At 67.1% G+C, this 10,151-nt stretch carries 8 protein-coding genes and 1 tRNA gene; 3 read left to right on the plus strand and 6 right to left on the minus strand.

Translation table 11 applies throughout. The features are described 5' to 3' along the window. Positions 1–306: 306 nt before the first annotated feature. The 4 genes from CVV76_RS24750 to trpA all read right to left on the minus strand — a co-directional run bounded on the left by CVV76_RS24750 (position 307) and on the right by trpA (position 5,618). Entirely contained in the window at positions 307–2,205 is a 1,899-nt protein-coding gene (locus CVV76_RS24750) for an OmpA family protein (RefSeq protein WP_146010336.1), read from the minus strand. Between the two features lie 247 nt (positions 2,206–2,452). After that, on the minus strand, positions 2,453–3,712 hold the full coding sequence (locus CVV76_RS20385; RefSeq protein WP_102226535.1) for a vWA domain-containing protein: 1,260 nt from the start codon (positions 3,710–3,712) through the stop codon (positions 2,453–2,455). 132 nt (positions 3,713–3,844) lie between these two features. After that, on the minus strand, positions 3,845–4,717 hold the full coding sequence (locus CVV76_RS20390) for an AAA family ATPase (protein ID WP_233193046.1): 873 nt from the start codon (positions 4,715–4,717) through the stop codon (positions 3,845–3,847). A 109-nt stretch (positions 4,718–4,826) separates the two neighbouring features. Beyond that, a complete protein-coding gene (trpA, locus tag CVV76_RS20395) occupies positions 4,827–5,618 on the minus strand; it encodes a tryptophan synthase subunit alpha (protein ID WP_102226537.1) in 792 nt (263 codons plus the stop codon). Between the two features lie 277 nt (positions 5,619–5,895). Between trpA and CVV76_RS20400 the strand changes: the two genes are divergently transcribed. The 3 genes from CVV76_RS20400 to CVV76_RS20410 all read left to right on the plus strand — a co-directional run bounded on the left by CVV76_RS20400 (position 5,896) and on the right by CVV76_RS20410 (position 8,137). Further along, complete coding sequence (locus CVV76_RS20400; protein WP_102226538.1) at positions 5,896–6,537, plus strand: hypothetical protein; 642 nt, start codon at positions 5,896–5,898, stop codon at positions 6,535–6,537. Between the two features lie 115 nt (positions 6,538–6,652). After that, positions 6,653–7,750: a redox-regulated ATPase YchF gene (ychF, locus tag CVV76_RS20405; RefSeq protein ID WP_102226539.1), complete on the plus strand. Its 1,098-nt coding sequence runs from the start codon at positions 6,653–6,655 to the stop codon at positions 7,748–7,750. Positions 7,751–8,047: 297 nt separating this feature from the next. Then, positions 8,048–8,137 (plus strand) — tRNA-Ser (locus CVV76_RS20410). 197 nt (positions 8,138–8,334) lie between these two features. Here CVV76_RS20410 and CVV76_RS24755 read toward each other — a convergent pair. Then, positions 8,335–9,234 (minus strand): PGN_0703 family putative restriction endonuclease, encoded by a 900-nt coding sequence (locus CVV76_RS24755; protein ID WP_146010337.1) that lies wholly within the window; start codon positions 9,232–9,234, stop codon positions 8,335–8,337. Continuing rightward, complete coding sequence (locus tag CVV76_RS20415; protein WP_199178661.1) at positions 9,227–9,745, minus strand: HEPN domain-containing protein; 519 nt, start codon at positions 9,743–9,745, stop codon at positions 9,227–9,229. The genes CVV76_RS24755 and CVV76_RS20415 overlap by 8 nt, the downstream gene beginning before the upstream one ends. Between the last annotated feature and the right edge of the window lie 406 nt (positions 9,746–10,151).

The raw sequence follows: 10,151 nt of genomic DNA on the forward strand, positions 1-10,151 counted from the left end.
CCGAGAGAGGGAGGTCTCTCGGCGTTCGATGCTGTCCGCACAGGGAGGTGAGCGGACATCAGGGAGGTCGCGAAGCAGCGCCGATGACGCATTGCGGCACATCCCCGCGACATGGATCATATAGCCCGGGAAGGCGCGCCAGCCCCTTGATCTGCATCAAGAAACCCCTGCGACAAATTGGCCGGACACCGCGGCCCGCCCCAAAACCCCGTCGCGACCCCTGGGCATCCGGCGGCGCATGGGACGCCACCGGATGCCGCCGGATGTCACCGGGCCCAAGCCACCGGGCCCAAGCCGCGCCGAAGGTCAGTTCTGCGCCATCTGGGCCGGCGGCAGAAGCTTGCCCAGCGGGCGCACGATGATGCGGCGGTTGACCGCGCTCGCCCCCTGCGTCTGCTCCTTCAGGTCGCTCTCGCCATACCCCTGGGTCACCAGGTTCTCGGGCGGGACGCCGTATTCCTGCACCAGCACCTGGGCCGCGGCCTCGGCCCGCGCGTCCGACAGCGCAAGGTTGCTGGCACGGTCGCCGACCGCGTCGGAATGGCCCTCGACCAGGAACACCTGCGTCGGATCCTCCTGCACCATCTGCGCCATCACCTTGCCCAGCGTCGACAGGTTGTCGGCCTCGGTGTTCGAGATCGCCGAGGATCCGGTGGGGAAGGTCAGCGGCTTCACGTCGATCTCGGGCGCGAGATAGCGCACCCGCGCGATCGTCCGGATCTGGTCGAGCGCGTAGTGCCGGCCGTCCGCCCCCTTGGGTTCGCTGAGCATCGTCTCGCGCAGCAGGCCCTCGCGGGTACCGGCGGTATAGACCAGGTCGATCGGTGATTGCTGCGGCAGCGACCGGATCTCGGGCTGGGGCGTCGGCGCGGGGGCCGCGTCGTCAAACAGAACCACGGGTTTGCGATCCGGCCGGTCGACGGTGCGGCGCAGCACGCGGCCATCGGCGTCGCGCACGGTGTAGACGGTCGTGCCATCCTTGTAGATCACCTTCGAAAGCACCGTACCGTCGTTGTAATCCTGCGTGTAGTAGCGCGCACCCGGGCGGCGCAGCAGGCTGTCGTCGTCATGGTAGACGCGGTACTGCCCGCTGTCCGAACGCACCACGACCCGGTCGCCGGTGTTGTTGACCACGTGATCGCCGTTCGAGAGCACCGCCCCTGCCGCCACTGCGCCGAGCGCGACGAGGCCGAACTTCTGCAGGTCGGTCATGCCGTCGTGCTTGTGACTGTCGCGGTATTCGTTGCGGCTGTGGTCGAAGACGTCCTGCCGGTCGATCTTCACCTCGCGGGTCTTCTTGTCCTTCTGGAACTCGTGTTCCGGGGCGCGGGCGGCCTCGGGGCGGGTATCGCCGTCACGGTGCCATGAGCCGAAGGCCGGACCCGGGCGACGGCTGTCGCCGGATTGCTGCGGTGCCGGCTTCTGATCCCGCGGCGCGTCGGCCTGCCGGTTCTGGGGCTGGGATTGAGGCTGCGGCTTGTCACCCCGCTCGGCCTTGGGCCGGGGGGAGGCGTCCGGTGCGGTATCGGGCGCATTATTGGGCGCATTATCGGGCGCAGGCTGCGACTGAGCCCCTGCATGATCCTGCGGCGCGGGTTTCGGCCCGCCGTCCTGCGGCCGGGACGAGTGATCACGGCCCTTGTCAGCCCGGGGTTTCGGTGCCGGCTGGGGCGCCTTGCCGTCCTGCTGGCGCTGATCCTCAGCGTGTTTCTGGGCGTCCTGACGCTGCTGGTCCTGCGTCTGGCGGGCCTGCGTCTGCTGCTCCTCCTGCTGGTGCTTGGCCTGCTGACGCTGCTCCTCGGCGTGTTTCTGGGCGTCCGGACGCTGCTGGTCCTGCTGCGGGCGGGCCTGCTTCTGCTGCTCCTCCTGCTCGTGCTTGGCCTGCTGGCGCTGCTCCGCGGCGTGTTTCTGGGCGTCCTGACGCTGCTGGTCCTGCGTCTGGCGGGCCTGCGTCTGCTGCTCCTCCTGCTGGTGCTTGGCCTGCTGACGCTGCTCCTCGGCGTGTTTCTGGGCCTCGTCATGCCGCTTCTGGGCATCGGCGCGGTTTTTGTGATCGGGCTTCTTGCTCTGGCCCGGGGGCGGGCAATCCTTGCCCTGATCGCACTTCTGCGGTGCCTGCTGCGCCCAGGCGATCGTCGGGATCGGCTGCGCGATGCTGAGCGCGAGACAGAGGGCGGTCGTGGTCTTGAGTAGCTTGCGTGTCATCTTTCCTCCAGCGGGCAGGCGTCGTTGCAGCCCGGCTCCGGTTAGGGTCGCCCCGAGCCATGCCGGCTGCGGGGCGCCATCGCTCCCCAACGCGCGAGACCGGGTTTCGTGCCATGGGCCTCGGCAGACGGCAGAAAGCCGCCGTTCCGGGCGCCTGCCGATCACGGAAAGGCGCGGATGAGGGGCGCCGGATGAGGGCGGCGGGTGAACGCCCCAAGATGACTGGGTCGGCCGGCGACCTCTGCGGTCAGCCCTCGCCCATGCGGCGCATCAGGCGGGCCTTGTCGCCGCTGTCGCCGGGGTCCGAGATCGCCTGCGCCAGCGCCTCGAGTGCGGCGATGTTGTGCCCTGCCCGGAAGCTGTCGACGTGGGGCAGCATGGCGCGGATGCCCGCCGCGCGGGGCGCGAACCCCTCCCACCGCAGGAGCGGGTTGAGCCAGATGAGCCGGCGCGAGGAGAGGTGCAGCCGCTCGATCTCGGGTTCCAGCACGCCCTCGGGGTCGCGGTCGAGGCCGTCGGTGATCAAGAGGACCACCGCGTCGCGCATCACCCGCCGCGACCAGTCGCGGTTGAAGGCGCGCAGCGAGCTGCCGATCCGCGTGCCGCCCTCCCAATCCTTCGCCTCGGCCCCGGCGGCGGCGAGCGCCGCGTCGACGTCGCGGGCACGCAGCTGGCGGGTGATGTTGGTGAGACGCGTGCCGAAGGTGAAGGCATGGACCTGCGCCCAGCCCGCGCCCTTCTGGTTCGACACGGCATGGAGGAAATGCAGCACGGCACGGGAATAGGCCGACATGGAGCCCGAGATGTCGCAGAGCACGACGAGGTTGGGCCAGCGGGTGCGGCGCGCCTTGCGGGCGAAATCATCGAGGTCCCCGCCCTGCCGGATCGCGGCGCGCAGCGTGCCGCGCCAGTCGGGGAGCGCGCCGCGCGCCTCGGCCCGGGTCCGGCGCGAGGAGCGCGGCCGGACGGGGAGCGTGAGGCGGGCGAGCATGCGCCTGGCCTGCGCCATCTCGTCGGTGGACATCTGTTCGAAGTCGAGCGCGCGCAGGCGTTCGTGTTCCGAGGCGGTGCGCGCAGCGTCGATCTCGATCCGCTCCTCCTCGGGCGCCTTTGGCCCCTCGTCGGGGATCTCGGGCCGGGCCCCGTCGAGGAGCGATTCCGCCGCGCGTTTCTCGGCGGGTGCGGCGCGACGATCCTCCTGCATGCCGCGCACGGCCGGCAGCATCATCGCCATCATGTGCTCGATATAGCGCGGGTCGCGCCAGTAGAGGCGGAAGACCTGGGCGAAGACGAGGCGGTGTTCGGGGCGGCGCACGAAGCAGGCGTGCAGCGTCCAGTAGAAATCCTCGCGCTCGGTGAAGCCCACGGCCTCGACCGCGCGGATCGCGTCGATCACCGCGCCGGGGCCAATCGGCAGGCCGGACTTGCGCAGCGCACGGGCGAAGTGGACGATGTTGCCGGCAAGCTTGCCGTCCTCGGGGATGGGGAGGTCGGGGAGGTGCGGCATCGGTCTAGGGCCGTGACAGCGGGGGCGGCGGTGCCGGCGGGGGCGCTGCCCTCGCCGCCATCGTCACTTGGACCAATGGCGCGGCAATGGCGCCCTCCCGGGATATTTTCGAGCAGAAAGTGGGGCGGGGGATCATTGCGCGGCGATGTCCTTCCTGACCTCGTCGAGGATCCGCTTGGCCTCGGAGCCCTGGAGGCGCTGGATGTCGTCCTGGTATTTCAGGATCGCGCCGATCGTGTCGGCGATCACCTCTGGGGAGAGGTCGATCACGTCGAGCGCGAGGAGACATTTTGCCCAGTCGATGGTTTCGGCGACGCCGGGGCGTTTGAACAGATCCTCTGTGCGGAGCTTCTGGACGAAGGCCACGATCTCGCGCGAGAGGGTCTCGGTCGCCTCGGGGGCGCGGGCGCGGAGGATCTCCATCTCGCGCTCGAACCCAGGATAGTCGACCCAGTGGTAGAGGCAGCGGCGCTTGAGCGCGTCATGCACCTCGCGCGTGCGGTTCGAGGTGAGGATGACGATGGGCGGTTCGGGCGCCGTGATGGTGCCGAGTTCGGGGATCGTGACCTGGAAATCCGAGAGCGCCTCGAGCAGGAAGGCCTCGAAGGGTTCGTCGGTACGGTCGAGCTCGTCGATCAGCAGCACGGGCGCGCCGCCGGCCTGCGGCTGCATCGCCTGCAGGAGCGGCCGGGCGGTGAGGTAGCGTTCCGAGAAGAGGTCGGATTGCAGGGTGGCGCGGTCGGTGTCGCCCGCCGCCTCGGCCGTGCGGATCGCGATCATCTGGGCGGGAAAGTTCCACTCGTAGACCGCCGAGGCGGCATCCAGCCCCTCGTAGCATTGCAGCCGGATCAGGCGGCGGCCGAGACCCGCGGCGATGGCCTTGGCGATCTCGGTCTTGCCGACGCCGGCCTCGCCCTCGAGAAACAGCGGCTTGCCGAGGGTGAGCGACAGGAAGGTCACGGTCGCGAGCGGGCGGCCGCAGACGTAGTTCTGGCCCGCGAGCATCTGCTGCACGGCCTCGATGGATGTCGGTATGTGCGTCAAGTCGGATCCTCCCGGCGCCATGCTGGGGGCGCGCGGGCGGGCGGTCAAGATCCCAGAGTCGCGGGGCGGGTCAGGCGGAATGCGCGCCGGCGGCGAGACTGCCGGCGAAGGCCGCCACCTCGGCCGGGGACTTGCCCGAGGCGATCTCCTTCACGATGGCGGAGCCCACGACGCAGCCGTCGGCGACGCCGGCGATCTGCTTCGCGGCCTCGGGCGTCGTGATGCCGAAGCCCACGATCACCGGAAGGTCTGTCGCCGCCTTGATCCGGGCGACCTCGGGGGCGACATCGGTGGCCTGTGCCGCCGCCGCGCCGGTGATCCCGGTGATCGAGACGTAGTACACGAATCCGCTGGTGTTCTGGAGCACCTTCGGCAGGCGCCGGTCATCGGTGGTCGGGGTAGCAAGGCGGATGAAGTTCAGCCCTGCCTTCTGAGCCGGGATGCACAGCTCGTCGTCTTCCTCGGGGGGCAGGTCGACGATGATCAGCCCGTCGATCCCGGCCTCGCGCGCTTCGGCGAGGAATCGGTCGACGCCACGGGAATAGATCGGGTTGTAATAGCCCATCATCACCACCGGCGTGGTATCGTCGCCCTTGCGGAACGCGGCCACCATGTCGAGCGTCTTCGTCAGCGTCTGCCCGCCGTCGAGCGCGCGCTGGCCGGCCAGCTGGATCGTCGGGCCGTCGGCCATCGGATCGGTGAAGGGCATGCCCAGCTCGATCACGTCGACCCCCTGCCCCGGCAGCGCCTTCATCACCTCGAGCGAGGTCTCGAGGTCGGGATCGCCCGCCATGATATAGGCCACGAAGGCCTTCTTGCCCTCGGCCTTGAGGCTGGCGAACTTGCGGTCGATGCGGGTCATGGCTCTCCCCCGGGTGCTGCTAGGGTCTCCTGTGCCGGATCGCGCTGCCGGGGTCAATGGCGCAACGGTCCATGGGCCGCCGGCCGGGCCTGGACGACGGTTTTGGGCGGCCGTGCGGACCGGCGGTGGGGCGGGCCGTCCGGTCGTGGCGCGGCCGCCGGGGCCAGGGCCGGGTCGGGGTCAGGGCTACCGAAAATAACATTCACGCATTCGCGATCACGCGGGTACACTCCCCGAAGGGTAAGTGACGTTACGGCAAATCAGAGAGACGCGTTCCATGTACCAGATTCTCTACCAGGGCGGCCACGGGTCGCATGGCCCGCGCGCGCAGGCGCTGGCGAATGTCACGCCGGGCGCCCAGTGCGGCGATATCGCGACGACCCCGGCCAGACCGGTGCAGGGGCTGACGACCCTTGCCTTCTGGGGGCATGGGGACTCATTCCAACTCTGCAACAAGTCCGCGCGCGAGATCCACGAGGTGATCAAGGAGTGGAAGGCGGTGAACCCCGGCCTCGGCACCGTCGAGATCATCACCTGCAACGCCCGCCACTGCACGACCGGGGATTCCTTTGCCAACCAGCTCAAGCACGGGATCGGCTGGCGCAGCTCGCTCAAGGGGCTGACGATCAAGGCGCTGCCGACCACCGTCGGCGGCAAGCGCAACGCCTGGTCGATCCTGCTGGCCGAGACGATCCGCAATTCCTGGGTCTACATCACCGCCCCCGGCGCGACCGACTCGCTGCTGATGGAAGCGAACTCGCTGATCCAGTACGAGAAGATGCCGTCCGGCGGGCTGAGGTCGTTCAACGGCGACATCGCGATGCGCGCCGACAAGGTGGTGCGGGAGCATCCGATGCGGCAGTGGACGATGAACTACGGCTACATGAACACCCTGCGCGCCCATCTCGGGGTGGTCTGACGCCCCCGGTGCCAGCCGGTGCCCCCCACGGTGCCCGAAGCGGCCGCTTGCGTGCCACCCTCCCCTTGCCTAAAAGCCCCCTGAACCAAAGGCGCCAAGCGGCAAGGAGAGGAAGATGGGCTTTCGCATGGGTATCGTCGGGCTGCCGAACGTCGGCAAGTCGACCCTCTTCAACGCGCTGACGCGGACGGCGGCTGCGCAGGCGGCGAACTTCCCCTTCTGCACGATCGAGCCGAACGTCGGCGAGGTCGCGGTGCCGGATGCCCGCCTCGACACGTTGGCGGGGATCGCCGGGTCGAAGCAGATCATCCCGACCCGCATCACTTTCGTCGACATCGCGGGTCTGGTGAAGGGCGCGTCCAAGGGCGAGGGCCTGGGCAACCAGTTCCTGGCGAACATCCGCGAGGTCGACGCCATCGCCCATGTGCTGCGGTGCTTCGAGGATGGCGACGTCACCCATGTCGAGGGCCGGGTCGACCCGATCGCCGATGCCGAAACGATCGAGACCGAGCTGATGCTGGCCGACCTCGAGTCGATCGAACGCCGGTTGCAGGGCCTGACGCGCAAGCTGCGCGGCGGCGACAAGGAGGCCGTGGTTCAGGACAAGCTTCTGCGCCTGGCGCAGGAGGCGCTGGAAAACGGCCGCCCCGCCCGCACCGTCGAGATCCCCGAGGATGAGGCACGCGCCTGGTCGCAGCTTCAGCTTCTGACCTCGAAGCCCGTACTCTTCGTCTGCAACGTCGAGGAAAGCTCCGCCTCCACCGGCAATTCGCAATCCGAGCGGGTGGCGAAGATGGCCGCCGAACAGGGCGCGGGCACGGTGGTGATTTCGGCCCGGATCGAGGAGGAGATCAGCCAGCTCGACGCCGAGGAGCAGGAGATGTTCCTCGAGGAGATGGGGCTGACCGAGGCGGGCCTCGACCGGCTGATCCGTGCGGGCTACGAGCTGCTGGGGCTACAGACCTATTTCACCGTGGGCCCGAAGGAGGCCCGCGCCTGGACGATCCGCAAGGGCACGCTGGCACCGCAGGCGGCAGGCGTCATCCATGGCGATTTCGAGCGCGGCTTCATCCGGGCCGAAACCGTGGGCTACGAAGATTATGTCGCCGGCAACGGCGAAGCGGGGGCCAAGGAGGCGGGCAAGTTCCGCGTCGAGGGCAAGGGCTACGAGGTCAAGGACGGCGACGTCCTGCATTTCCTCTTCAACGCCTGACACCGGCGCGGGACGTCGTCTCGCCCCTGCCCGCGGTCGCGCGGGTGGTGGGGGTGGGATTTGCGTATTTCAGGAACAATGAAAGGGGCGCCTTCTGCCCCTGCCCCGTGCGCTTGCCCGGTGGCTCTGGCGGGGCCGTGCGGGCCGGCAATCCGGGCGACCGGAATACCGCTTGCGGCTGCGGGGGCGCGGCGATCCGCCCCGGATGGACCCCGGCCCCGCCCGCGCGCGACGGAGGGCAAATTCGCGTCAGTTTCCCCCTTGCCCCCCACCGGCGCCTTCATTAAACGGGTCGGCGGAGTGGTGGCCGAGTGGTCGAAGGCACACCCCTGCTAAGGGTGCAGGCGGGAAACCGTCTCGAGGGTTCGAATCCCTTCCACTCCGCCACCACATAACCTATTGATTTTAAACGATTTTGCGTGGCGTGCATTGGCACGTGATTTCCGTGGCTTGCAGACCACGTCAACCCCTAGAGACTTGAAAATGCAGGCCAAATAGTCGCCCAGAATGGCGCGAGTCTCTGTTTGGCATTTGGCGCGATACGGTTTTCACGTGGGGCGACGGGCGCTGGACTTGACTTCGGGTCAGTTCGAAGCAGGCGCGTGCCTCTTTGCGTCGCCTCGTCCGACAACATGGCGGATGCGTTCTCGAAGGAATTCAGCGAGCTCTGCAGCATCGGGAGCATTTGCCGTATCGAGGATGTCCGCATACTCCTCGTAGTCGACAAAGGCGATCAGATCCCGAAAGTCCGGAAGGAGTATGTCTCTCCGAAAGGCTGCGACCTGCTCAGCGAGTACTGACGCATACTTGCGCGGGCCAATCGCCAGAACGCCGAAACGCGATTTCTTGTCTCGCTCTGCGATGGAAGCGGCAAATAGGAAATTTCTCATCAGCTGGTAGTTGGCCCCACGAAGGGCGCAGACGTCCGATGCGGTCTGGCGATTGAAAATCTCGGGCCGAAACCATCGCTTTCCCAAGCTCCAGTAGGCTCGAGGCGACCGGTGACCCTCCCAGTTTTCGAGGCGGCACCACGCGTCAGTCTGCTTGGCGATATCGGATCCTGGGCCACGGAAACCGGCGCAAGCCTTGGGAAACTGACTGCACCCTCCAAAGCCGTGTTCGGCGTCGGTCGCAAACTTGGATTCTATGCAGACGACCTCGTCCGACGACAGGCAAAGAGCATCGATGCTGGTCGCTTGCTGAGTACCCAACTCGGACAGGAGCTCAGGGCTTTCGGCCTCTGGCAGGATCGACCAGCGCCGCGGACGACGTCGTGGTGGAAATCCGGGAAGGGCGTGACGAAAGAGAGCTTCAAGGACCCGGTCCCTGGCGCTCAGCGAACGAAGCGTTCCAAAGGCACTCAGGCAGAAGGCCTGTGAGGATCTGGGGGATCCAGCATAGCTGTGCCATTTGAACCCAGGGGCACGTTCTCGTACGGTAAGAGCCCGAGGGTGCAGCGTCGGGTTGTCGAGCGGATCAGCCATCACGGTTCTCCGGCAAGTTGTCCTTGGGAGCACCCTGCGGAACAAGACCTATCCGGATACTGGTTTTCTTCGAGACCTCTTCCAGCGTCGCCATGAGACGATTGAGCTCTGACAGTGTCGACGTCATTTCCGGTCCATAGCGAGAAACGAGATACTCTCTGGTTTCTGTCATCTTCCGGAGGTGCTCAGCAGTACGCTTTCGCAGGATCAATCCACTGTCGATCGCCTTCTCCGCCCGTGCGGCAAGGTTGTGGAAATGGGATCTGACCTGCTCCGGAGGCGTTCCGCCCACCAGGAGAAAGGCGTTGAGGTAAAGCTCAATTGCGTGGATTGCGCAGAGCCGTCCAGGGGCACGAGAAAGCGGCTCGCCCTTCCGGCCGGATTCCATCAGCGCAATTGCTGCGCGCCGATATTCGTCTGCGAGCGCCACGATATCTTCGGGCGCAGCGGTCGAGCCGGGATAAGGAATCGTGTTCGTGCCGTTCATAGTCAGAATGATCAACCACGACATGTCGTCGAGATTGTGGCACCGACCTGCTCCGCCTGCGCATCACGTCCAACTACCTACTTACGGCATGGCGGCCGCGACTTCGACCGTAACATCCTGGACCCCCTGTGCCTCCCACACATCATCTCGCAGGAGAAATTTGTGGCTGTTTGTGTGCGCGACGAAGGTTGAGCGTTTCTCCACCACGCCGCGAGGGATGAGTGCTGCCCGGACAACACGAAAGTCATCGTCAAAGATTACGCCCGCCAGCACGTCAAAATGTCCGCCCGCCAGATCACGAATTGCCGAGAGCTGGCGTGATGGGTTGCGCCGGTGGACCCGCCGGGCGTTGTTGCGCAAATCAGCGTTGGGGCCGACGATCCCCTTTCCCGTTACTTTTCAGGCGACAGCCTCGATCTCGGCCCTGCCG

It is taken from the genome of Acidimangrovimonas sediminis, from assembly GCF_002871005.1.
Taxonomy (GTDB): domain Bacteria; phylum Pseudomonadota; class Alphaproteobacteria; order Rhodobacterales; family Rhodobacteraceae; genus Acidimangrovimonas; species Acidimangrovimonas sediminis.